Raw genomic sequence first — 22,201 nt, forward strand, 5'->3', positions numbered from 1 at the left:
GGTTGCCGGGGCGCGGGTGGCTGTTTAATGTATGAGGCTCCGCGCGCCGCCCGCCAGGCCATAGCGCGCCGCCTTCCGCCTGTCGAGAGCCCATTCCATGCCCCTGATCGCTCGCCTGCTTGTCCTGTGTCTGTCGCTGTATAGCCTGCCGGGGCTTGCGGCGACCTTGAGCGATCTCTACCAGGTGCGCGAGCCGGTCGCCAGCCAGCAGCCGGAGGCGCGCGACGCGGCCCTGGGGCGCGCCCTGGAGACCCTGGTGCTGCGCCTGACCGGCAGCCGCGACGCCGCGCAGAGCGAGGTTTTGGCCGACCTGCGCAAGGATCCGCAACAGATCGTCGCGCAGTACGGTTACGAGGGTGACGACCTGCTGGTGGACTTCGACCCGCTCAGCACCGATCGTCAATTGCGCCAGGCTGGCTTGTCCCTGTGGGGCAGCAACCGGCCGGCGATCATGGCCTGGTGGCTGAATGAGGGTGTCGGCGGTTCCAGCCTCGTGGGCGATGGCCAGGATAGCGCCGCCCCCCTGCGCCGGGCGGCGCAACACCGTGGCCTGCCGCTGCGCCTGCCGCTGGCGGATCTCGATGAGCAACTGCTGGCCACGCCTGAAAGCCTGGCCGCCAACGACCCGCAGGCCTTGCGTTCGGCGTCCGAGCGCTACTCGGCCGATGCGCTGCTGGCGGTTTCGGCCCGTGAAGTCGACGGCCAGTGGCAGGCGCAGTGGCGCCTGTGGCTGGGCGAGGGGCGGGAGCAAGGCAAGGCCCAGGGCGATGACCCGCTTGCCCTGGCCGATGCGGTGTTCCTGGCCGTCAGCGAACGCTTGGCGCCACGTTTCGTGGTGGCGCCCGGCGCCGCCACCAGCCTGCTCCTGGAAGTCGAGGGCGTCGATGTGGCGCGGTTCGCCGAGTTGCAGCGCCTGCTCGAGCCACTCGGCGCGCAGCTCAGCCAGATACAGGGCGACCGGGTGACCTACCGGGTCAATGCCAGTCCCGCGCAGCTGCGCGCGCAGTTGGCCTTGCTGCGCCTGCAGGAAGTGCCGGCGCAGGCCGCGCCTATCGATGCCAGCCAGTCGCCGGCGGAGCAAGCGGCGCCGCAGCTGTTGCCGCGTACCGAAATCCTGCGCTTTCGCTGGTAGACTGGCGCCCCGTAACGCGCGACCCCGCACCAGTGCCGCCTGTTCGGCAATGACGGGGCGGCGGACGGCTGCAGAGTGGGGCCATGGGCACTCTTCGGCTGCGGTTATGTCCCAGGCAGTGCATTTCGCCAACTGAGGGCTGAGGATGATCGATTCACGTCGCTGGCTATGGATAGCCGGGCTGTTGCTGCTCGGCTGGTTGCTGTACCTGTTGCACCCCATTCTCACGCCCTTCCTGATGGGGGTGCTGCTCGCCTACCTGGGCGATCCCCTGGTGGATCGGCTGGAGCGCTGGAAGCTGTCGCGCACCTGGGGGGTGATCCTGGTGTTCGTGTTGTTCGGCCTGATCCTGGCGCTGATGCTGCTGGTGCTGGTGCCGATGCTGGGCAAGCAGCTGATGCGCCTGTATGAGCTGACCCCGCAGATGCTCGACTGGGCCCAGCACGATGCGCTGCCCTGGGTGCAGGGGCAATTGGGCCTGAGCGACGGCTTCTGGCGCTTCGATCAGCTCAAGGCCGCGTTGTCCGGGCACCTGGGCAAGACCACCGATATCCTCGGCCTGCTGCTGTCCCGGGCCACCGCCTCGGGCCTGGCGCTGGTGGCCTGGCTGGCCAATCTGCTGTTGATCCCGGTGGTGACCTTCTACCTGTTGCGCGACTGGGACCTGATGATCGCCAAGCTCCGTGGCCTGCTGCCGCGCAACCGCGAGGGCCTGGTGGTGACCCTGTTCGCCGAATGCCATGAGGTGCTCGGCGCCTTCCTGCGCGGGCAATTGCTGGTGATGCTGGCGCTAGGGCTGGTGTATGCCGCCGGTCTGATGGCGCTGGGCCTGGAGCTGGGCCTGCTGATCGGCCTGCTGGCGGGGCTGGCCAGCATCGTGCCCTACCTGGGCGTGGTGGTTGGCGTCGCCGCGGCACTGACCGCCGGGTTGTTCCAGTTCGGTGGCGAGCTCTATCCGCTGCTGGCCATCGCCGCGGTGTTCGCAGTCGGCCAGCTGCTCGAAGGCATGCTGCTGACCCCCTGGCTGGTCGGCGACCGCATCGGCCTGCATCCGGTGGCGGTGATCTTCGCGATCATGGCCGGCGGCCAGCTGTTCGGCTTCAGTGGCGTGCTGCTGGCCCTGCCGGTCGCCGCGGTGATCATGGTTTTGCTGCGCCATGCCCATGATTTCTATAAACTTTCCGCTCTTTACGGAGAGTCCCCCCGCGGCTCCGACGAACCGCAGAGTCCTGCATGACGCCCATTCAATTGCCGTTAGGCGTTCGCTTACGCGATGACGCCACCTTTGCCAACTACTATCCGGGGGCCAACGCCGCCGCGCTCGGCTATGTCGAGCGCCTGTGCGAGGCCGAGGCCGGCTGGACGGAAAGCCTGATCTACCTGTGGGGCGCCGAAGGCGTAGGCTGCAGCCACCTGCTACAGGCGGCCTGCCTGCGCTTCGAGCAGCGCGGCGAGCCGGCGGTGTACCTGCCGCTGGCGGAGGTGGTGGAGTACGGGCCGGAGATCCTCGACAACCTCGAGCAGTGCGAGCTGGTGTGCCTCGACGAGCTGGATGCCGTGGCTGGACGCGGCGACTGGGAGGAGGCCCTGTTCCACCTGTTCAATCGCCTGCGCGACAGCGGTCGGCGCTTGTTGCTGGCGGCCGACAAGTCGCCACGGGAGCTGGCCATCAGGCTTCCCGACCTGCAGTCGCGGCTGACCCTGGCGCTGGTCTTCCAGTTGCACGAGTTGTCCGACGAGGACAAGTTGCGCGCCTTGCAGCTGCGCGCCTCGCGCCGCGGCCTGAACATGAGCGATGAGGTCGGCCGGTTCATCCTCACCCGTGGCGAGCGCAGCATGAGCGCCCTGTTCGAACTGCTCGAGCGCCTCGACCAAGCCTCGCTGCAGGCCCAGCGCAAGCTGACCATTCCCTTCCTCAAGGAAACCCTGGGCTGGTAGATCCCTGGGGCACCTGACTCGCCTGGCGGGAGTCAGGTGCGAGGGCGTTGCCTGGCCGTCGCTCAGCTCTCCCCGGCCAGCCTGCGGTTGTACTGGAAGCACCAGCGGGTATAGAGCAGGGCGGCGCAGAACAGGCTGAAGCTGAGCAGGGTTTCAAGCCAGCCGAACAGCGCCTTGGATGGATCGAAGGCCGCCAGCACCCCTTGGATGAAGTACAGGTTGACCACGAAGCAGGCCCAGGCGTGGGCGCGGGCATTGCCGAGCAGCATGCCGGGCCCCAGCAGCAGCAGGGGCAGCAGCTGGAACGCCAGGATCACCCAGAGCAGCTTGTCTGGCAGGTCGGCGAACGCCAGGTTCCACACCAGCAGCAGAATCGTCAGGGCCAGGAAGCTGATCAGGCTGATGGCGCGGCTGATCGCCAGGCGCGGCTTCAGCCACTCGAGGGCCGGCAACGGCTTGGGGGTTCTAGCCACGGGCACTCTCCAGTTTCATTGCGGTCTGCGCCAGGCGCTGGCCGAGCGTGCGGCACAGGCTGATCTCGTGTTCGTCGAGGGCGCGCTTGCCATCGGCGCCGGCATGGTGGCTCGGCCCGTAGGGCGTGCCGCCGCCACGGGTTTCCAGCAGGGCCGATTCGCTGTAGGGCAGGCCGGTGATCAGCATGCCGTGGTGCAGCAGCGGCAGCATCATCGACAGCAGGGTGGTTTCCTGGCCGCCGTGCAGGCTGGCGGTGGAGGTGAATACCCCGGCCGGTTTGCCCACCAGGCCGCCGCTGAGCCACAGGCTGCTGGTGCCGTCGAGGAAGTATTTCAGCGGTGCGGCCATGTTGCCGAAGCGCGTCGGGCTGCCCAGGGCCAGGCCGGCGCAGTGTTTGAGATCGTCGAGGCTGACATACAGCGGGCCGTCCTCGGGAATCTCCGGCGTGACCGCTTCGCACTCCGTGGACACGGCCGGCACCGTGCGCAGGCGGGCTTCCAGGCCGCCCATCTCGACGCCGCGGGCAATCTGCCGGGCCATCTGCGCGGTGGCGCCGTGGCGGCTGTAGTACAGCACCAGGATGTAGGCGCCGCTCACGACAGCAGCTCCAGGACCCTCTCCGGTGGGCGGCCGATCACCGCCTTGTCACCGGCGATGAGGATCGGACGCTCGATCAGCTTGGGGTGGCTAACCATGGCCTCGATCAGCTGCGCTTCGCTCAGGCCGGGCTCGGCCAGGTTCAGGGTGCGGTATTCCTCTTCGCCGCTGCGCAGCAATTGCCGGGCGCCGATGCCGAGCTTGCCGAGCAGCGCCTGCAGTTGTGCGGCGCTGGGCGGACTTTCCAGGTAGCGCACGATGCTCGGCGTCAGCCCGCGCTCCTCGAGCAGTTGCAGGGCGCTGCGGGATTTCGAGCAGCGAGGATTGTGATACAGGGTCAGGTCGGTCATGGGCGGGTCGCATCTTGGATCGAGTGGCGGCTATTCTAACCGCGTCGGGGCTTGAGTCTGAACTGCTCGGCGTTTCGACGGCCGGACCGGGCCAATGGGGCCATTCGCTAAGGAGAGGGCATGGGGCAGCGTTTCACTGATTGGCTGGAGTTCTGGCGTTTTCTGCTGCAGCGCTTCCATGCCGATCGCGGCGCCAACAATGCCGCGGCCCTGACCTACACCACGCTGTTCGCGGTGGTGCCGATGATGACCGTGACCTTCTCCATGCTCTCGGCGGTGCCGGCCTTCCAGGGCACCGGTGAGCAGATTCAGAGCTTCATCTTCCGCAACTTCGTGCCCTCGGCCGGCGAGACCGTGCAGGGCTATCTGCGCGACTTCACCGCCCAGGCCCGGCAACTGACCTGGATCGGCGTGGTGGTGCTGGCGGTCACGGCGTTCTGGATGCTGGTGACCATCGAGAAAGCCTTCAATACCATCTGGCGGGTGCGCCAGGCCCGGCGCGGGGTGTCGAGCTTTCTGCTGTACTGGGCGATCCTCAGCCTGGGGCCGATTCTCCTGGGTGCCGGTTTCGCGATCAGCACCTATATCGCGTCGCTGTCGCTGATTTCCGGTCCCGACGCGCTGCTCGGCGCCGAGACCCTGCTGGGCGTCATGCCGCTGACCTTCAGTGTGGCGGCCTTCACCCTGCTCTACGCCTCGGTCCCGAATGCGCGCGTGCCACTGCGCCACGCGCTCCTCGGCGGGTTGTTCACCGCGGTGCTGTTCGAGGTGGCCAAGGCGCTGTTCGGCCTCTACGTGCGCTTGTTTCCGGGCTATCAGCTGGTCTATGGCGCCTTCGCCACGGTGCCGCTGTTCCTCTTGTGGATCTACCTCTCCTGGTTGATCGTGCTGTTTGGCGCCGAGCTGGTCTGCAACCTGGGGGCGACCCAGCAGTGGCGGCGCCGCGCCGTGCCGCGGCTGTTGGTGGCCCTGGGCATCCTGCGGGTGTTCCATGAGCGCCAGCAGACCGGACTGAAGGTGCGCCATCGGGATATGCCGGACCAGGGCTGGCCGCTGCCGGAGCATGAGTGGGATGAGGTGTTGGCGTTTCTCGAGCGCCAGCACCTGGTGGCCCCCACCGGTGCGGGGGGCTGGGTGTTGAGTCGCGACCTGGCCCACTACAGCCTGCAGCAGTTGCTGTCCCATTGCCCCTGGCCGCTGCCGCGACTCGGCCAGCTGCCGGAGCAGCTCGACGAGCCCTGGTATCCGGCGCTGCGCAGTGCCCTGGAGCGGCTGCATGAAGAGCAGGCGACGCTGTTCGGCGAGAGCTTGGCGGACTGGCTGCATCCGCCGCAGTGACAAAAAACGTCAGTTTACGGCGCGGCGCCGGCTTGATGAGGGTAGTGCCAGCGGCGATGGCGCGCAGGGAGGCGGTGCGAGGCACTGGCACGCTTCTGGCTACAGCCTGACGGGGCTGGGATCGTTCAAGGGAGTAGGCCGGTTATGACGACGAGCAAGGGTGAGGTGATTCACCTGCATGAGCGCGACCAGCAGGCTGCGCTGCAGCGGCTGAATCGAATTACCGGGCTGAGTTTTGCACGCTGGCCGGAGTCGCTGGTGCGGGCGGTGGAGGTCGAAGCGCCGCCGGCACCGCGGGAGCCAGACGGCCTCGTGGCGAGGCTGGACGCGCAGTCCGGTTAGGCCAGGCTGCCTGCAAGCGGCTGGCTGCTGGTGCTGACGGCTGTCTCGACGGCCTGGACGAACAGCTCCTCGACGACCAGGCTCTGCGCCGGCACCGCGGAGCGCAGCCGTACCTGCATGTCTTCGATCTTCTGCTTGACCGGCAAACGGGCGATTCCGGACAGGAGGATCTTGTTGTGCGCGCTGACTTTACCGTGGTCCACCGCCACCTCACGGCGCTTGTCGCCGTCTCGGTAGTTGATCAGCAGCGATACGGGCAGGCTGGCGAGGCCCGGAAGCTGTAGCCAGACGGCGACGTTGTACTCGGCCACGCGCCCTTCGTAGGCGGTAACCTGCGGGCGGGCTACTTCGACGATGCGCGCGGGCACGGGGCCGATCAACTTGTCGTGGGCTTGGGTCATGATCGCTGTCTTCCAGACTGATGGCGGGTGAGTCAAGTACGAGCCAGGAAATTATAGGCAGGGCATGGCCAGCGATTCTGTGCACTCGGCCGCCGTGCGGCGTGATCCTTCTCGCAGTTTCTTTCTCTAGGCCAATTGCAGCGGATAGCGGGCGATCGAGCTGGTGGCGAGGTTGGCGGCCGGCAGTGGCAGGATCGCCTGGTTGTGCATGCCGGGCAGCTGCAGCCAGAGGTGCTCGCCTTCGGCAAACTGGCCGTTGGGCAGCCACAGGCCGTGATGCCAGCCATTGCCCGGCGCCGGCGTGCTCTGCAGGACGCCGGGATGGGTCTGCGCGCTGGGCGCGCGGCGCAACCAGGCCGGGCGCGGCAGGCCCTTGAGGTAACGCAGGCCCAGGTGCAGGCCCTCGTCATTGAGGTGGCGCCAGCGCACCAGAGCCAGGATGGGAGTGCCGCTGCCGGTGAGCAGGAGCGCCAGCTGGCCGACGGCCAGTTGGGTGGCCTGATCGGGATTGCACAGCAGGCGCGCGCCGCCGGGACTGTTGTCGAGCATCTGCGCTGGGGAGCGCGGGGGCAGCTTTTCCAGGAGCTGGGCATGAATGGCCGGCAGGCCGATCACCAGGTCGCACGGGGCGGCCTGCTCGGTGCGCGGATGGCGTCGCTGTTGGCGGCCCAGCCAATGGTGCTGTACCTGGCCGAGCAGGCGACGCTCCTCGGCACCTTGCAGGGGGGCGGGCTCATGCAGGGCGATCAACAGGGCGCCGAGTTCGAGATGGCGTAGATTGGCCTGGTCGCCCTCCGGTTTCTGGGTATAGCTCAGGCAGGGCTGCGACTCGGTCAGGTCGACGATCGGCCCCTCCGCGTCGCCTTCTACGTCCCATGGCAGCAAGCGTGCGAGTTCGGCCAGCGGGGCGAGGGCGCCGAAGAGGCGGGGGCATTCACCTTCGACGAGATGGAAGGGATTGCTCAGGGCCAGCAGCAGCATCTGCTGATAGAGTCCGCGCAGGGTATTGGCCGGCCGTGGACTGAACGTGGCCGCCACCTGTTCGTCCAGGCACTGCTGATGCTCGCCGATCCAGTACAGCAGGTGGCTGTCGCGCCACAGGCTGGGTGGAGGTTCGTGGTAGCGCTGGTAATGGCGCAGCAGGCTCTGCGCCAGGAAGTGCAGGGCCATATACAGACACCAGGCCAGGTGCGGACGGGACGGCTGGCGGCCCTGCAATATCTGCAGCAACAGGCGCTTGAAGCCGATCGCCAGTTCGCCGCACAGGTGCACGAACAGTGCCGGCGGCGCCGCTTTGTCCTGGTAGGCCGCGGCGTAGTGCCGGTACTGGTCGCTGAAGCTTTGCAGCGCCCGCTGCCTTTCGAGTAAGGTCATGCCACTGCGGTTGATTCGAAACAGCAGGCTCAGGACCTGCTGCAGCGCAGTGTCTTGCGGTTGCAGGCGGGCCTGAGTCAACTGCTCGTTGAGTTCGGCCAGCGAGACGGCGTCTTCTTCGAGGATGTCCGGTACTTCCAGGCGCAAGGCATCGAGCGTCATATCAACCCTGCGTGGACGAGGATCGAATGCATGGGAACGCGACTCCGGGCTGTTGGGCGTGCTGTTATGGGGCTCTGCGCCGGCCTGATCCTGGCCGGCTGCTCCGATGACGCGGGCGTCGATCAGCATGGTCGAAAGGTAGCGGTTGAGCAGCTCGAAGGCCAGTGGTTAGTGATTAATTACTGGGCGGAGTGGTGCGCGCCGTGCCGCAGCGAGATTCCCGAGCTGAATGCTCTGGCCAGGCAGTTGCAGGACCTGCCGGTGCGTGTGGTGGGGGTGAACTTCGATGGATTGCAGGGTGAGGAACTCAGTCAGGCTGCGCAGGCCATGGGGATCGAGTTCATCGTACTGGAGCAGGACCCGGCGACGCGTTTCCAGTTGCCACGCAACGAGGTGCTGCCGGTCACCTATATAGTCGATGACCGCGGACAGGTGCGTGAGCGCTTGTTGGGCGAGCAGACGGCAGCCGGGCTGACGGCCCGCCTGAGTGAATTGCGCAGCGGAGGGTAGCCAGTGGCACGGATATGTTTGCACGGGTACGTCAGCGGCCGGGTGCAGGGCGTGTACTACCGCCAGAGCACCGTCGAGCAGGCCGAGCAGTTGCAACTGAACGGCTGGGTGCGCAACCTCGACGACGGGCGGGTCGAGGTGTTGGTCGAGGGCGAGGAGTCGGCGGTGCACAGCCTGGCCGCCTGGCTGGAGCACGGCCCGAGTGGGGCCCAGGTGAGCGCCGTCGAATTGCAGGAGCAGCCCCTGCAAGGCATCGCCGGGTTTGTCCTGCGCCGCTAGACGGCTGCCGTCGCCAATCAAGTCGGCGCGTGCGGGCTAGGGTTTGACGTACCAGAAGTCATGCCAGAAGCCGATCACCTTGGCCGGGTAGCGCTGCTGGCCGAGGCTGCCGTTGTAGCGCGCCAGGGCGCGGGTCAGGTTGCCGTTCTCCTTGCGCAGATAGAAGCTGAGGATGGTGCAGCCGTAGCGCAGGTTGGTGGCGATATCGGTGAGGTTGTCCTGCGGTCGGCCGAGTTCGGCCTTCCAGAACGGCATCACCTGCATCATGCCCTGGGCGCCGGCCGACGAAATGGCGAAGCGGTCGAAGTGGCTTTCGGCATGGATCAACGCCAGTACCAGATCCGGTCGCAGCCCGGCCTTGCTGGCCTCTCGATGCACCAGCCGGAGCAGGCTCAGGCGCTGTTGCGGTGCGGGCACATAGCGCGCCAGGCGGGTGGACATGTCCAGCAGCCAGACTTCGGCGTCGAAGCGATCCTGAAAACTGTCGGCTTCGGCCACCGTGCGCTGCAGCACGTCGCGCAGTTCGGGGTCCGGGGCCTGGCGCAGGCTGGCATGGCTGGTCGCGCACAGGCACAGCAGCAGCGTCGCCAGGGCCAGGCGCGAAGGCATGGCTACGTCAGTCGGCGCCGGGGTCGGCCACCAGGCGACCGGCGTCCCGGGTCAGGGCCTGGAGAAAGCTTTCCTGCAGCTCGGGATCGTTGCGCGTCAGTTCGATCAGGCTCTGCTCCAGTTCGCTGGCTTCCTCCTCCAGGCCCAGTTCGGACAGGCGCTTGACCCGGTGCACCCACTGTTCGACATCGTCGTCTTCCAGATCGTCGTAGATCAGGCCGTGGGCTTCCTGCAGCTTGCCGCGCAGGGTGCGGCTGACCAGCAGGGTGGCTTCCGCGCTGGCGGAGCCCTGGGGATCTTCGACCTGCAGGAGCAGGGAGCCGATGCGGTTGACGTCCTGTTCGGCGAAGGGGCTGTCGAGCAGGTTGAGGCGCAGCACGCCGTTGCGGTCGGTAAGCAGCTCATGGGTCTGCTCGCCGGCCTTGACCAGTACCGGACGTTCGGCCCAGGGCAGGCTGGAGTACTCCATGCGGGCGTCCTGGCGCTGTTCCTCGAGGCTGGCGAGGTTCTGCTGTGAGCGGCCATTGGACTCGGCGTTCATGGCCGGGTTGAGGCCGGCAAAGCCGTAGCTGATCCAGTCCTTGGTGGCACTGTCGGGCAGGCGCCCGAGCATCACGACGTTGAGTGCATTGGCGCCGATGCCGGCAACCAGGGCCAGCGCGCCGAGCGGAACCTCGTAGAGCTCGCGCCACGCCTGGTAGGGCGTGTAGCGGTCATAGCGGCGGGTGACCTCGAATGCGGTGACCTCGAAGGTCTTCTGTTCCTGTATGCGCACGCGGCGTTGCGGCAGCTCCAGCACGCCGGGTTCGCCGGCATCGATTTGCAGGCTGTGGGCCAGCAGTTTGCGTTCGATACGCTCTTCATGCTCGCTGCGCTGCGGCAACTGGTTGGCGCAGCCACTGATGAAGACAGCGCCGCAGAGTGCGGCGCCGACGAGGCGGAGGGAGCTTCGCTTGAACATGATGGCTCTTGATAAAGGCTGAAATCAGCGGCTGATGCGTGCCTGGATAAACGGCAGGATATCGGCGACGGGCACTGCCTGTGCATCGGTTTCCTGCCGGCTCTTGTACTCGAGGTTGCCGTCGGCCAGGCCGCGATCGCTGACCACGATGCGATGCGGGATGCCGATCAGCTCCATGTCGGCAAACTTGATGCCCGGGCTGGTCTTCTTGTCACGGTCGTCGAGCAGTACTTCGTAGCCGGCGGCGGTGAGTTCGGAGTACAGCTTGTCGGTGGCTTCACGTACCGCCTCGGTTTCGTAGCGCAGCGGCACCAGGGCAATGTGGAAGGGCGCCAGGGCGTCGTTCCAGAGAATGCCGCGCTCGTCGTTGTTCTGCTCGATGGCGGCCGCTACCACGCGCGAGACGCCGATACCGTAGCAGCCCATGGTCAGGGTTACCGGCTTGCCGCTCTCGCCCAGTACCTGGCAGTTCAAGGCTTCGCTGTACTTGGTACCGAGCTGGAAGATGTGCCCGACTTCGATACCGCGCTTGATCACCAGGGTGCCCTGGCCGTCGGGGCTCGGGTCGCCGGCCACCACGTTGCGCAGGTCGGCCACTGGTGGCAGCGGCAGGTCGCGCTCCCAGTTGACCCCGAAGTAGTGCTTGTCGTCGATGTTGGCGCCGATGGCGAAGTCGCTCATCAGGGCGACGGAGCGATCGACGATGCACGGCAGTGGCAGGTTCAGCGGGCCGAGGGAGCCGGCGCCGGCGCCGATGGCGGCGCGCAGCTCGGCTTCGGTCGCCATCGTCAAAGGGCTGGCGACCTGCTCCAGATTGGCGGCCTTGATCTCGTTCAGCTCATGGTCGCCGCGGATGATCAGGGCGATGAGGGTGCCAGGTTCGGCGCCATGCACCACCAGGGTCTTGATGGTCTTCTCGATCGGCAGGTCGTAGCCTTCCACCAGGTCGTTGATGGTCTTGGTGTTGGGGGTGTCGACCAGGCGCAGCTCTTCGCTGGCGGCGCCGCGCTCGGTTTCCCGCGGCACGGCTTCGGCCTTCTCGATGTTGGCGGCGTAGTTGGAGCTGTCGCTGAAGGCGATATCGTCCTCGCCGGAGTCGGCCAGGACATGGAACTCATGGGAGCCGGTGCCGCCGATCGACCCGGTGTCGGCCTGCACCGGGCGGAAGTTCAGGCCCAGGCGGGTGAACACGTTGCAGTAGGCCTGGTGCATGCGGTCGTAGGTTTCCTGCAGCGAAGCCTGATCGACATGGAAGGAGTAGGCGTCCTTCATGATGAACTCGCGGCCACGCATCAGGCCGAAGCGCGGGCGGATCTCGTCGCGGAACTTGGTCTGGATCTGATACAGGTTGATCGGCAGCTGCTTGTAGCTGTTCAGCTCGTTGCGCGCCAGATCGGTGATTACTTCCTCGTGGGTCGGGCCGGCGCAGAAGTCGCGGCCGTGACGGTCCTGCATGCGCAGCAGCTCGGGGCCGTACTGCTCCCAGCGCCCGGATTCCTGCCACAGCTCGGCCGGCTGAATGCCGGGCATGAGCACCTCGAGGGCACCGGCGGCGTTCATTTCTTCACGCACCACCTTTTCCACCTTGCGCAGCACGCGCAGGCCCATCGGCAGCCAGGTATACAGCCCCGAAGCCAGTTTGCGGATCATCCCGGCGCGCAGCATCAGCTGGTGACTGATCACCACGGCATCGGAAGGGGTTTCTTTCAGGGTCGAGAGCAGGAACTGACTGGTACGCATGATTGGCCGTTTTGTCGGTTGCAAGGGCGTTTGATAGGCCGGCATTGTACGGTGCCTGTACTGTGGCGTACAGGTTGCAGAGGAGTCGCTCGATATGGAGGAGCTATGTCGAAACTGACGGCGCAGGAGGTCCAGGCGCTGATACGGGCCGGATTGCCGATGGCCGAGGACATCGACCTGTGCATCGATCGACTGGATGAAGCCAGCGTGCTGGCGCGGGTGCCGTTTCACCGCAAGCTGGTGCGACCGGGCGGCACGATCTCAGGCCCGACCATCATGGCGCTGGGCGATGCGGCCATGTACGCGGTGGTGCTGGGCCGTCTGGGGCGGGTGGAGATGGCGGTGACCTCGAACCTGAACATCAACTTCCTGGTCAAGCCCCGGCCGGTGGATCTGCTGGCCGAAGCACGGATTCTGCGCCTGAGTCGGCGTCAGGCCGTGTGCGAGGTGTCGCTCTACTCGGCGGGCAATGAGGATGAGTTGGTGGCCCACGTTACCGGGACCTATGCCCTGCCGATGACATAGATCTGGGGATGGTTCGGTCGCGATAAGCGTTGCAGAAAAGAAAAAGCCCGGCAGAGCCGGGCTTTTTCGTATTGCTATCGAACTAACGCTGGCTTACAGCACGCTCAGCGGGTATTCGACGATGATGCGGAAGTCATTGGTGTCGCGGATCACGCCACTATTAGCGCGCAGGATGGCATTACGTACGCGGAAGGACAGGTCCTTGGCGGCACCTTCCTGAATCACGTACTTGCCTTCGATATCCCACTCGTGCTCTTTTTCGCCGGTGCTAGTAATCACGCCGGCACCGTTGCGCAGGGTGATGTCTTCGCCAGTGATGTAGCGGGTCATGAAGCTCAGGCCTGGAACGCCGTACTCGGCCATGTTCAGGTCGTAACGCACCTGCCAGGATGTCTCGTCTTCATTGTTGAAGTCGGAAACCTGGACCGAGTTGGACAGCCAGATGGTGCCGCCGCCGTCGATATTGCCGTAGCTATAGCCGCTATCGCCTTTGGAGCGCTGGTGAGCCAGGGTCAGCTTGTGGGCGCCCATGGAGTAGGCAGCCGCCAAGCTCCAGATGGTGTTGTCGACTTCGCCCGACAATTCTTTGCCTTGGCCGTTGGTCCGATAGCCATTGAAGTCGAAGTTCAGCGCCTGGGAGTCGGCCAGGGGCAGGTTGTAGTTCAAGTTGACGTAGGTCTTCTTGAAGTGATCTTCGGCGTCGGAGGCGTGGATAGCGCCATAGAAATTGTCGGTGAAGCTGTAGCCAGCGCCGACGATGTTGATCTCATTCAGGCGAAGGTCGTCGCGAGCGCTCTGATACTGGCTGCTAATGGCGGTGAAACGGCCGGCGGTCAGCTCCAGGCCTTCGATTTCGTTGCTGGTCAGCAGGGTGCCGGTGGCGACTTCCGGCAGGATGCGGCTATCGTCAGTGCTAAATACCGGGCTACCAGTCATCTGATTGCCGTATTTCAAGACGGTGTCGGAAATGCGGAATTTGATGGCGCCGCCGACTTCGCTCTGGGTGTCCTCAGGGCGGCCTTCATCGTTAAGGCCGAACTGGTCGAAGCCACGGGTGCGACCGCGGCCGCTGTCCAGCTTGATGCTGCTCAGGCTGTGTGCGTCGACGCCCACGCCAACGGTGCCCTGAGTAAACCCAGATTCGGCCAGCAGGCGAATGCCCAGGCCGAATTCTTCGAAGTAGCCATTGGTTACGCCGGCCTTGCTGTTGCTGTTCGAAGCACCATTGCGGTAGTCGCGGTTGTGGTACAGCGCGCGGTTGAAGATGTTGAACTTGGCGTCTTCAACGAAGCCTTTGGATTCGGACTGGCTCGAGGCGAAGGCCAGTTGGGTGGTGCCCGCGGCTACAGCCAGGGCGATTACGCTCCACTTCATCACTTGCATCGTGATTGCTCCTTTGGTTTAGAAGAGTTGCGCTGCCCACTAAGTTGTTGTATGGGCGGCTCTTTCTTTTTGTGTCGGCGCTAACTTATAGCACGCAGCCAAAGTTGGCGATAGTTGCAATCTATTCCTTTCGCGTTCATCGAGGTGCTGTCGCAAATGCCTATGATGAATGTCGCAAATCTGTAGATTGTTCCCGGCGGCCTCTAGCGTAGACAAAATTCAGCGTTTCGGTTGCGAGCAACCAGGCTGTGCCGGGCGCGCTCAGGCGGTCCGGGCACGGGCGAAGCATAAAGCAAAACCCGTGCTCAAACTGTATACGACTCGTCATACGTGAACTTCCAACTTCCCAAGTGGCTGTCATGACGCCTGGAAGATCGGCGCCAGGTGCAGTGTTGGCGGGGGTTGGAGTACTAGATAGGGCAGATGACTAGGCGGAGCGTCCGCTGTTTGCTTTGTTGCGGGCCGGCGCGCACGTGCCTTTTGTTCGTTCCGGCGGGGCGCTAGCGGTAACGCAGGCGCAGTATGTATTACGGGAGGAAACATTATGGTGCGCCTCTCGGGTGACTGTGTGGTCAGTGGCTTGCGGTGGTGCGAGGCTGCGGGCTGGGTTGGCGGGTGTGAAGCCGCAGCTTTTCCCACGTATCCTGTGCGCGTGCAGGCTTGGTGCGCCCGCCTGGGGTTTCTGGCGCTAAGCTGTTCCTATTAACTGGTCGAGCGGAGAGGCTTGAATGTTTGCCTTGGATTCACGTCTGCAGCAGGACACTCTGGTAATCGGAGATTTCCCCCTGTGCAGGTTGCTGCTGATGAACGATGCGCACTACCCGTGGTTCATTCTGGTGCCGCGTCGTGAGGAGGTCAGCGAATTGTTTCAGCTCGATGCCGGCGATCAGCGGGCGCTCTGGCAGGAGATCACCTTGTTGGCCGAAACGCTCAAGGACACCTTCGCTGCCGACAAGATGAATATCGCGACCCTGGGCAACGTGGTCAGTCAGCTGCATATGCATGTCATAGTGCGGCGACGTGGCGACGCGGCCTGGCCAGCGCCGGTATGGGGCAGAAACCCGGCTCTACCATATGGGGATGATCAGGTGGCGGCGATCAAGGCTAAGTTACGCTTGGTGCTGACCGACAACTTCCGCTTTGAGGAGTGACCGATGAGTGTAGAAGCGCGCATTACAGAGTTGGAAAGCCGTTTGGCGTTCCAGGACGACACTATTCAGGCCCTCAATGATGAATTGGTGGCGCAACAGCGTGTACTTGAGCGCGTGCAGTTGCAATTGGAGGCCTTGGCCAAGCGCCAGGAGGAAATCGGTGGGCAGCTCGACGCAGCTGATGACGAGGCGCCACCACCGCATTATTGATGGGTGCGCCAACAAAAAAGCCCGCATTTCGCGGGCTTTTTTGTTGGGTGTCGGCTCAGCGGCGGGCGGGCAGGGCGGCGATGACGTCTTCCGCCTGCAGGCCTTTGTCGCGCTGCATCACGGAGAACTCGACGCGCTGACCTTCGACCAGTACCCGATGGCCTTCGCCGCGAATGGCGCGAAAGTGCACGAAGATATCGTCGCCCGAGTCGCGGGAGATAAAGCCGAAGCCCTTGGAGGTGTTGAACCACTTCACCGTGCCGGTTTCGCGGTCTGCGCTGCTGGCTGTCGAGCTGTGGGTACGTACTTGCAGGCGCAGGTTGGTGCCCAGGTGAAGGAGTACGGCGGCCAGGATGCTGAGCAGGCTGAACAGGGTGGCCGGCAGGTTGGCGATCATTGGAAGGGGGGCAAGCAGGATCAGCGCTTGCAGCAAGGTACCCAGTATCAGCGCGGCGGAAACCAGGTTTTGCAATTGATGGCGCAAGCCGGCGTGCCAGATGGGCAGTTGTGGTGCCAGAAGCAGGTTGAGCAGGCCGAACAGGGCGAGGCAGAGGGCGTCAGGATGCTGCAGAAATGGCTGGGCGGTACTACCGAAGCTGGGCGTCAAGGACAGCAGTAACGCGGCCGTGCCCGTCAGAAGGTGAACAATTTTCAACATGTTTGCGGAGCTCGCTTTAATAAAAGAATCGCAAGGAAGAGCTGGCCCTGCATGCTTGGCCGTGAATGAGGGGCTTTGAAGATGCGTGCGGGATCAGCCTATGCGCCGACCCGAAGGCTCGGGCGGCAGCACCGGGCGTATTTAACAGCAAAGAAGAGGGCTACTCAATCAGGCGCTGATTTCGGCTTTCGTGGGGCTTGGCTGGGCCTGGTTGCGGCCGTTGCGCTTGGCTTGATAGAGCGCGTCGTCGGCACGGGTCAACAGGCTTTCGACCGTGTCTCCGGCTTCGGCAAGGGCAAAGCCGAACGAGGCGGTGATGCTGTCGAGTACCTGATCGGTTCGCCTGACCTTGATTCGCAGGGACTGGATCTTCAGACGCAGTTGTTCGGCGAAGGCGCCGGCGCTTTCCAGGTCGAAGCATTCGCGCAGGATGATGCAGAACTCTTCACCGCCATAACGGGCAGCCATGGCGCGGGGAGGCAGGGTGTCACGCAGCAGTTGACCGATCGTCTGCAGCACGCGGTCGCCCAGCGGGTGGCCGTATTGGTCGTTGAACTGCTTGAAGTGGTCGATGTCCAGCATCACCAGGGCGACGCCCTGATGGTCGCCGTTCAATGTCTGTTCGAGCAGGCGAGTAAAGGCGTTGCGGTTGAAGACGCGGGTCAGGCTGTCCAGGGTCGCGGCCAGGTGGGCCCGTTCGAGCTGGCTGCGCAGATGCTGGATCTCGTCCTGGGCGGCGCGCAGGCGGTAGAGAAATTTTTCGTGCTGGTCCTGCATCTGCTGGGTGCTGTGCTGCAGGTCGGTCAGGACGTGGGGCAGTTCGTCGATCAGCGGTTCGTGAAGCGCCGCCAGGCCCTGCTCCAGGCTCAGTTGGTAGTTGCGGCTGCCGGCCACGCTGCGCGAGATATCGCCTTCGATGTCGTCAACCAGCTCGATGACTTGCTGCTGGCCGGCGCGTGCCTCTTCCAGCTCGCCGCGAATGATGAAGTCGCGAAAGAGCTTGGCTGCCGTTTCCGGGGGGAAACTGTCGAAGTCGTTGACGATCTTGTCCAGGCGGCGATTGAGTTCCGGTTCGTCGCCTTTGCTGTAGCTGTACCAGAGGGCGTAATGCAGTGGGCTCGGCGGAATGTCGTGACGCATCATCAGCGGCACCGCCTGCTTGAGGAGTTCGGCCGATTCGCGGGTTCCCTCGGGGTAGAGCTCTAGGATGGTAGGCGCTTTGTTTGGCTGGCTCATGCACGTCACTGTGGCAGGCTGCGAATGGCCCAAGCATAGAACAACGCCGTGCCCTGCGCCTAGCAAAAGGCCCGCCTGCGAGGGTGGGCCCCTTGCCGGTGATCGGCCTGGCTCAGGCGTCCAGCAGGCTGCGCAGCATCCAGGCGGTCTTCTCGTGTACCTGCATGCGCTGGGTCAGGAGGTCGGCGGTAGGTTCATCGCTGACCTTGTCGAGCAGCGGGAAGATGCCGCGAGCGGTGCGGACCACGGCCTCCTGGCCCTGCACCAGTTGCTTGATCATGTCTGGCGCGCTCGGGACGCCTTCTTCTTCCTTGATCGAGGACAGGCGTGCATAGGCTGCGTACGTACCCGGCGCCGGGAAGCCCAGCGCGCGGATGCGCTCGGCAATCTGGTCGACGGCCAGCGCCAGTTCGGTGTACTGCCCTTCGAACATCAGGTGCAGGGTGTTGAACATCGGGCCGGTGACGTTCCAGTGGAAGTTATGGGTTTTCAGGTACAGGGTGTAGGTATCGGCAAGCAGTCGCGACAGGCCCTCGGCAATCGCGGCGCGGTCTTGCTCGGCTATTCCGATGTTGATCTCCATGCCGTTTCTCCTTTCAGTTGGCTGGGGGCGAACTCGCCCTGAAAAGATCGGCAGCCTAGCATGGGCTTGGCAGCGCTTGCCCGTAGCCTCTATTAATGAAGGCGATAGAGTGGCAGCGCTCGACGCGGGGGATTCAGCGATGTCCCAGCTCGGGCTCCTGGTGCAGGGTGCGATTGAAGGCGTCGACCCAGTGGGCGCTGAACTGGCTGCCGGCCAGTCCGTTGATCTCCAGGATCGCCCGCAGCAGCGGTCGCTTGCTCAGGGTCTGATGGGCCCGCTCGTGGGTGCGGGCATCGAAGGTGTCGACGATATTGAGGATCAGCGCGCCGGGTCGCGTCTCACTCTCCGTGAGGCCCTTGGGGTAGCCGCTGCCGTCGGCATGCTCATGGTGCTGCTGGACTATCTGCGCTGCCGTGGTCCAGGTGGGCATGCGCCTGAGCATGTCGTGGGCGACGTCGGGGTGCGCCTGTATCTGGGTGCGCTCTTCCTCGGTGAGGCGGGACTTCTTGTGCAGGATGGACAGTGGCAGAAAGGCCATGCCCAGGTCATGCAGGCACACGGCGGCCGCCAGCTGGGCCGGATCTTCGGGGGTGTCGCCGAGGCGATTGATGCTCAGGGCCAGGTCCAGTTGGCGCATGCCGCGACCTTGCCAGTAGTGCGAGCGGCGTTCGCTGGCCTGCATCAGCTCGAGGAAGAACATCAGATCCGCATCGAGCGCCAGTCCGTGCCGCTTTGCCAGCTCCGCGGCCGGCAGGTCGCCTGGCTCGGCAGGGGCGAGCAGGCTGGTGCTGGGGTCGAGTTGTTCGAGCAGCGCTCGACGCACGCTTGTCTGGCGCTCGCTCGGCGCGGCTGCCAGCATGCGCAGGGCCTGGCTGAGGGCGTCGATCTGTTCGCTGCTCAGGCGTGCCGGCCGGCCGCCGTAGGCTTGTTCGAGCAGCTCCTTCAGGTGATCCAGGCTGAGCAGCAGGATGTCGCCCAGCAGGCTGTCGAACTCGAGCTGGGTCTGGCGCAGGCGGTCCAGCACATCCTCCAGTGCTTGCGGCAGGGGGATCAGGGCGCTCAGGCCGACGATGCCGAGATTGCCCTTGAGCGTGTGGACCTGGCGAAACAGATCGCGCAGTCGCTCCTCGTCATCCGGCGCATGCTCCAGTTCGATCAGCAGTTGCTCGCAGCGCTGGAACTGCTCGGTGGCTTCCTGGCGAAAGTCGTCCAGTTGGTCGCTGCTCATTTCGGCGATGCGCGGTGTTGCCATGATCGGTCTCCCCCGGAATCCGTTCTGAGTATAGAGAGGCTTGGCAGTTGCGCGCGGGCTGGCGGCTGCATGTCACGGCCTAACCATATATAATCCCGCGCTTTGCCGCAGCATTCCGGTCGAAGGCTGTCTGGCGCGCGGGTGGCGCTGGCGCATTCGGGCTCCGGGACTTCCGAGCGTGCTGCGTTCACCTGCAGGTTGGGCTAACCGGTCGTCGGCAAGCCACTGGAATGATCAAGCGCGCCGCAGGATCTGCGGCTCAACGAATTCAAGACTCAAGAGAAGCGACTACCACCATGATGCGCAGCCACTATTGCGGCCAACTGAACGAGAGCCTGGACGGACAGGAAGTTACCCTTTGCGGTTGGGTGCACCGCCGTCGCGACCACGGCGGGGTGATCTTCCTCGATATTCGCGACCGTGAAGGCCTGGCCCAGGTGGTATTCGATCCGGATCGCGCGGACACCTTCGCCACTGCCGACAAGGTGCGCAGCGAATATGTGGTCAAGCTCACCGGCAAGGTGCGCCTGCGTCCGGCCGGCGCGGTGAACCCGAACATGGCCTCCGGCGCCATCGAAGTGCTGGGCTATGAGCTGGAAGTGCTGAACGAGGCGGAGACCCCGCCGTTCCCGCTCAACGAGTACACCGACGTCGGCGAGGAGACGCGCCTGCGCTACCGCTTCATCGACCTGCGTCGCCCGGAAATGGCGGCCAAGCTGAAGCTGCGCTCGAACATCACCACCAGCATTCGTCGCTACCTCGACGACAACGGCTTCCTCGACGTGGAGACGCCGATCCTCACCCGCGCCACGCCGGAAGGCGCGCGCGACTACCTGGTGCCGAGCCGCACCCACGCCGGCAGCTTCTTCGCCCTGCCGCAGTCGCCGCAGCTGTTCAAGCAGCTGTTGATGGTGGCCGGCTTCGACCGCTACTACCAGATCGCCAAGTGCTTCCGCGACGAAGACCTGCGCGCCGACCGCCAGCCGGAGTTCACCCAGATCGACATCGAGACCAGCTTCCTCGATGAGCACGACATCATGGGCATCACCGAGAAGATGATCCGCCAGCTGTTCAAGGAAGTGCTGGACGTGGAGTTCGGCGAGTTCCCGCACATGAGCTTCGCCGAGGCCATGCGCCGCTACGGCTCGGACAAGCCGGACCTGCGCATTCCGCTGGAGCTGGTGGATGTGGCCGACCAGCTGCAGCAGGTCGAGTTCAAGGTGTTCAGCGGCCCGGCCAACGACCCGGCCTGCCGCGTCGCCGCGCTGCGCGTGCCGGGCGGGGCGAGCATGCCGCGCAAGCAGATCGACGACTACACCAAGTTCGTCGGTATCTACGGCGCCAAGGGCCTGGCCTACATCAAGGTCAACGAGCGCGCCAAGGGCGTCGAGGGGCTGCAGTCGCCGATCGTCAAGAATATCCCGGCGGAAAATCTCGAAGTCATCCTCGATCGCGTCGGCGCGGTCGATGGCGATATCGTGTTCTTCGGTGCGGACAAGGCCAAGATCGTCAGCGAGGCCCTGGGTGCGCTGCGCATCAAGCTGGGTCACGACCTGAACCTGCTGACCTGCGAGTGGGCGCCGCTGTGGGTGGTCGATTTCCCGATGTTCGAGGAGAACGACGACGGCAGCCTGACGTCGCTGCACCACCCCTTCACCTCGCCGAACTGCACGGCCGAGGAGCTGGAAGCCAATCCGGCCGTCGCCCTGTCGCGCGCCTACGACATGGTGCTCAACGGCACCGAGCTGGGTGGTGGTTCCATCCGTATCCACGACAAGGGCATGCAGCAGGCGGTGTTCCGCGTGCTCGGCATCAGCGAGGATGAGCAGCAGGAGAAGTTCGGCTTCCTCCTCGACGCCCTGAAGTTCGGTGCCCCGCCTCACGGTGGTCTGGCCTTCGGCCTGGATCGTCTGGTCATGCTGATGACCGGCGCCCAGTCGATCCGCGAAGTGATTGCTTTCCCGAAGACCCAGAGCGCCGCGTGCGTGATGACCCAGGCGCCGGGCGAAGTGGACAACAAGGCGCTGCGCGAGCTGCACATCCGTCTGCGCGAGCAGCCCAAGGCGGAATAAGCCGTACCGACAGGAGCCTGGATTTTCCAGGCTCCTTGGTTTTTGGGGCGGTACTATTTGATTCGAAGCAAATGGAGTGAGGTATGGCTGGTCATTCCAAGTGGGCCAACATCAAGCACCGCAAGGGGCGTCAGGACGCCAAGCGCGGCAAGATTTTCACCAAGCTGATTCGTGAACTGACCGTTGCGGCCAAGCACGGCGGCCCGGTGCCGGCGGACAATCCGCGTCTGCGCCTGGCGGTGGACAAGGCGCTGACCGCCAACATGTCGCGTGACGTGATCGATCGCGCCATCGCCCGCGGTGCGGGCAACAACGAGGCGGACAACGTCGTCGAGCTGAGCTACGAGGGTTACGCGCCGAACGGTGTGGCCATCATCGTCGAGGCCATGACCGACAATCGCAACCGCACCGCCGCCGAAGTGCGCCATGCGTTCAGCAAGTGCGGCGGCAACCTCGGCACCGATGGCTCGGTGGCCTACATGTTCGAGCGCAAGGGCCATATCAGCTACGCCCCGGGCGTCGACGAAGACGCCCTGATGGAGGCCGCCCTGGAGGCCGGTGCCGACGACGTGGTCAGCGGTGAGGACGGTTCGGTCGAGGTCTACACCCCCTTCAGCGACTTTCATGCGGTCAACGAGGCATTGGGCGAAGCCGGTTTCAAGGGCGATGACTCCGAGATCGCCATGATTCCCTCGATAGGTGCGCCCATCGAGGACCTGGAAACCGCGCAGAAGGTCATCAGGCTGATCGACATGCTGGAAGACCTCGACGACGTGCAGAACGTCTACCACAACGCCGAGATTCCCGACGAGATCATGGAGCAGCTTGGCTGATCGAGTCGGGACTGAGGGGCCGGAAGCTATCGGGTGAGGCGTGCCCGAATGCTTCCGGCTTTTTTATGGGCGTTGGTCGGGTGACTGGGCG

General features: G+C 64.6%; 25 protein-coding genes and 1 pseudogene. 12 read left to right on the plus strand and 14 right to left on the minus strand.

Annotated elements, in window-relative coordinates; all coding sequences use genetic code 11:
* Positions 1–97 precede the first annotated feature (97 nt).
* From LPB260_RS11740 to hda, 3 genes are all read left to right on the plus strand, one after another.
* Positions 98–1,132: a DUF2066 domain-containing protein gene (locus tag LPB260_RS11740; protein WP_208708902.1), complete on the plus strand. Its 1,035-nt coding sequence runs from the start codon at positions 98–100 to the stop codon at positions 1,130–1,132.
* A 145-nt stretch (positions 1,133–1,277) separates the two neighbouring features.
* Entirely contained in the window at positions 1,278–2,369 is a 1,092-nt protein-coding gene (locus LPB260_RS11745; protein WP_208708903.1) for an AI-2E family transporter, read from the plus strand.
* Positions 2,366–3,070, plus strand: coding sequence for a DnaA regulatory inactivator Hda (hda, locus tag LPB260_RS11750; RefSeq protein ID WP_208708904.1), 705 nt, complete (start codon positions 2,366–2,368; stop codon positions 3,068–3,070). Before LPB260_RS11745 ends, hda begins: the two co-directional genes overlap by 4 nt.
* Before the next feature lie 62 nt (positions 3,071–3,132).
* On the opposite strand, the gene LPB260_RS11755 is transcribed toward hda, so the two are convergent.
* The 3 genes from LPB260_RS11755 to arsC are packed head-to-tail and all read right to left on the minus strand — an operon-like array spanning position 3,133 to position 4,491.
* Entirely contained in the window at positions 3,133–3,543 is a 411-nt protein-coding gene (locus LPB260_RS11755; RefSeq protein ID WP_208708905.1) for a DUF2069 domain-containing protein, read from the minus strand.
* On the minus strand, positions 3,536–4,141 hold the full coding sequence (gene wrbA, locus LPB260_RS11760; protein ID WP_208708906.1) for an NAD(P)H:quinone oxidoreductase: 606 nt from the start codon (positions 4,139–4,141) through the stop codon (positions 3,536–3,538). The genes LPB260_RS11755 and wrbA overlap by 8 nt, the downstream gene beginning before the upstream one ends.
* Entirely contained in the window at positions 4,138–4,491 is a 354-nt protein-coding gene (gene arsC, locus LPB260_RS11765) for an arsenate reductase (glutaredoxin) (RefSeq protein ID WP_208708907.1), read from the minus strand. Before arsC ends, wrbA begins: the two co-directional genes overlap by 4 nt.
* 120 nt (positions 4,492–4,611) lie before the next feature.
* On the opposite strand from arsC, the gene LPB260_RS11770 reads away from it, so the two are divergent.
* Together LPB260_RS11770 and LPB260_RS11775 are read left to right on the plus strand one after the other, a co-directional pair.
* Complete coding sequence (locus LPB260_RS11770) at positions 4,612–5,829, plus strand: virulence factor BrkB family protein (protein WP_208708908.1); 1,218 nt, start codon at positions 4,612–4,614, stop codon at positions 5,827–5,829.
* A gap of 144 nt (positions 5,830–5,973) precedes the next feature.
* A complete protein-coding gene (locus LPB260_RS11775) occupies positions 5,974–6,171 on the plus strand; it encodes a hypothetical protein (protein ID WP_208706597.1) in 198 nt (65 codons plus the stop codon).
* On the opposite strand, the gene LPB260_RS11780 is transcribed toward LPB260_RS11775, so the two are convergent.
* Together LPB260_RS11780 and LPB260_RS11785 are read right to left on the minus strand one after the other, a co-directional pair.
* Complete coding sequence (locus tag LPB260_RS11780; RefSeq protein WP_208708909.1) at positions 6,168–6,572, minus strand: hypothetical protein; 405 nt, start codon at positions 6,570–6,572, stop codon at positions 6,168–6,170. The two genes, LPB260_RS11775 and LPB260_RS11780, sit on opposite strands and share 4 nt — an antisense overlap.
* Positions 6,573–6,698: 126 nt before the next feature.
* Complete coding sequence (locus tag LPB260_RS11785; protein WP_208708910.1) at positions 6,699–8,108, minus strand: PilZ domain-containing protein; 1,410 nt, start codon at positions 8,106–8,108, stop codon at positions 6,699–6,701.
* Between the two features lie 30 nt (positions 8,109–8,138).
* On the opposite strand from LPB260_RS11785, the gene LPB260_RS11790 reads away from it, so the two are divergent.
* Complete coding sequence (locus tag LPB260_RS11790) at positions 8,139–8,618, plus strand: TlpA disulfide reductase family protein (RefSeq protein WP_208708911.1); 480 nt, start codon at positions 8,139–8,141, stop codon at positions 8,616–8,618.
* 3 nt (positions 8,619–8,621) lie between these two features.
* Positions 8,622–8,897 (plus strand): acylphosphatase, encoded by a 276-nt coding sequence (locus LPB260_RS11795; RefSeq protein ID WP_208708912.1) that lies wholly within the window; start codon positions 8,622–8,624, stop codon positions 8,895–8,897.
* 36 nt (positions 8,898–8,933) lie between these two features.
* Here the strand turns inward: LPB260_RS11795 and LPB260_RS11800 are convergent, their stop codons facing one another.
* Genes LPB260_RS11800 through LPB260_RS11810 form a run of 3 tightly spaced genes read right to left on the minus strand, consistent with a single transcriptional unit; the run spans position 8,934 to position 12,207 of the window.
* Positions 8,934–9,506, minus strand: coding sequence for a transglycosylase SLT domain-containing protein (locus LPB260_RS11800; protein WP_208708913.1), 573 nt, complete (start codon positions 9,504–9,506; stop codon positions 8,934–8,936).
* A gap of 7 nt (positions 9,507–9,513) precedes the next feature.
* A complete protein-coding gene (locus LPB260_RS11805; protein ID WP_208708914.1) occupies positions 9,514–10,467 on the minus strand; it encodes a hypothetical protein in 954 nt (317 codons plus the stop codon).
* A gap of 24 nt (positions 10,468–10,491) precedes the next feature.
* On the minus strand, positions 10,492–12,207 hold the full coding sequence (locus LPB260_RS11810; protein ID WP_208708915.1) for a proline--tRNA ligase: 1,716 nt from the start codon (positions 12,205–12,207) through the stop codon (positions 10,492–10,494).
* A 114-nt stretch (positions 12,208–12,321) separates the two neighbouring features.
* Between LPB260_RS11810 and LPB260_RS11815 the strand changes: the two genes are divergently transcribed.
* Positions 12,322–12,732, plus strand: a complete 411-nt coding sequence (locus LPB260_RS11815; RefSeq protein ID WP_208710183.1) for a PaaI family thioesterase — start codon at positions 12,322–12,324, stop codon at positions 12,730–12,732.
* A 93-nt stretch (positions 12,733–12,825) separates the two neighbouring features.
* Here the strand turns inward: LPB260_RS11815 and LPB260_RS11820 are convergent, their stop codons facing one another.
* The gene (locus LPB260_RS11820; RefSeq protein WP_208708916.1) at positions 12,826–14,115 is read right to left on the minus strand and encodes an OprD family porin; all 1,290 of its coding nucleotides are present in this window, start codon (positions 14,113–14,115) and stop codon (positions 12,826–12,828) included.
* Positions 14,116–14,843: 728 nt separating this feature from the next.
* On the opposite strand from LPB260_RS11820, the gene LPB260_RS11825 reads away from it, so the two are divergent.
* Together LPB260_RS11825 and LPB260_RS11830 are read left to right on the plus strand one after the other, a co-directional pair.
* A complete protein-coding gene (locus LPB260_RS11825) occupies positions 14,844–15,266 on the plus strand; it encodes an HIT domain-containing protein (RefSeq protein ID WP_208708917.1) in 423 nt (140 codons plus the stop codon).
* 3 nt (positions 15,267–15,269) lie between these two features.
* Positions 15,270–15,476 carry a SlyX family protein gene (locus LPB260_RS11830; RefSeq protein ID WP_208708918.1) on the plus strand — a complete coding sequence of 69 codons (207 nt, stop codon included), beginning with the start codon at positions 15,270–15,272 and terminating at the stop codon, positions 15,474–15,476.
* A gap of 55 nt (positions 15,477–15,531) precedes the next feature.
* Here LPB260_RS11830 and LPB260_RS11835 read toward each other — a convergent pair whose 3' ends face one another.
* The 5 genes and pseudogenes from LPB260_RS11835 to LPB260_RS11850 form a co-directional block, all read right to left on the minus strand.
* Positions 15,532–15,789, minus strand: coding sequence for a cold-shock protein (locus tag LPB260_RS11835; RefSeq protein WP_256625652.1), 258 nt, complete (start codon positions 15,787–15,789; stop codon positions 15,532–15,534).
* Between the two features lie 24 nt (positions 15,790–15,813).
* Positions 15,814–16,134, minus strand: a pseudogene (locus LPB260_RS29180) (cold shock domain-containing protein membrane protein); the annotation flags it as partial.
* A gap of 168 nt (positions 16,135–16,302) precedes the next feature.
* Positions 16,303–17,370, minus strand: a complete 1,068-nt coding sequence (locus LPB260_RS11840; protein WP_208708919.1) for a GGDEF domain-containing protein — start codon at positions 17,368–17,370, stop codon at positions 16,303–16,305.
* 112 nt (positions 17,371–17,482) lie between these two features.
* A complete protein-coding gene (locus LPB260_RS11845; RefSeq protein WP_208708920.1) occupies positions 17,483–17,953 on the minus strand; it encodes a Dps family protein in 471 nt (156 codons plus the stop codon).
* A 133-nt stretch (positions 17,954–18,086) separates the two neighbouring features.
* Positions 18,087–19,205, minus strand: coding sequence for an HD domain-containing phosphohydrolase (locus LPB260_RS11850; RefSeq protein ID WP_208708921.1), 1,119 nt, complete (start codon positions 19,203–19,205; stop codon positions 18,087–18,089).
* 296 nt (positions 19,206–19,501) lie between these two features.
* Between LPB260_RS11850 and aspS the strand changes: the two genes are divergently transcribed.
* Together aspS and LPB260_RS11860 are read left to right on the plus strand one after the other, a co-directional pair.
* Entirely contained in the window at positions 19,502–21,277 is a 1,776-nt protein-coding gene (aspS, locus tag LPB260_RS11855) for an aspartate--tRNA ligase (protein WP_208708922.1), read from the plus strand.
* A gap of 83 nt (positions 21,278–21,360) precedes the next feature.
* Complete coding sequence (locus LPB260_RS11860) at positions 21,361–22,110, plus strand: YebC/PmpR family DNA-binding transcriptional regulator (protein ID WP_208708923.1); 750 nt, start codon at positions 21,361–21,363, stop codon at positions 22,108–22,110.
* Positions 22,111–22,201: the final 91 nt, after the last annotated feature.

It is taken from the genome of Pseudomonas sp. LPB0260, assembly GCF_013388395.1.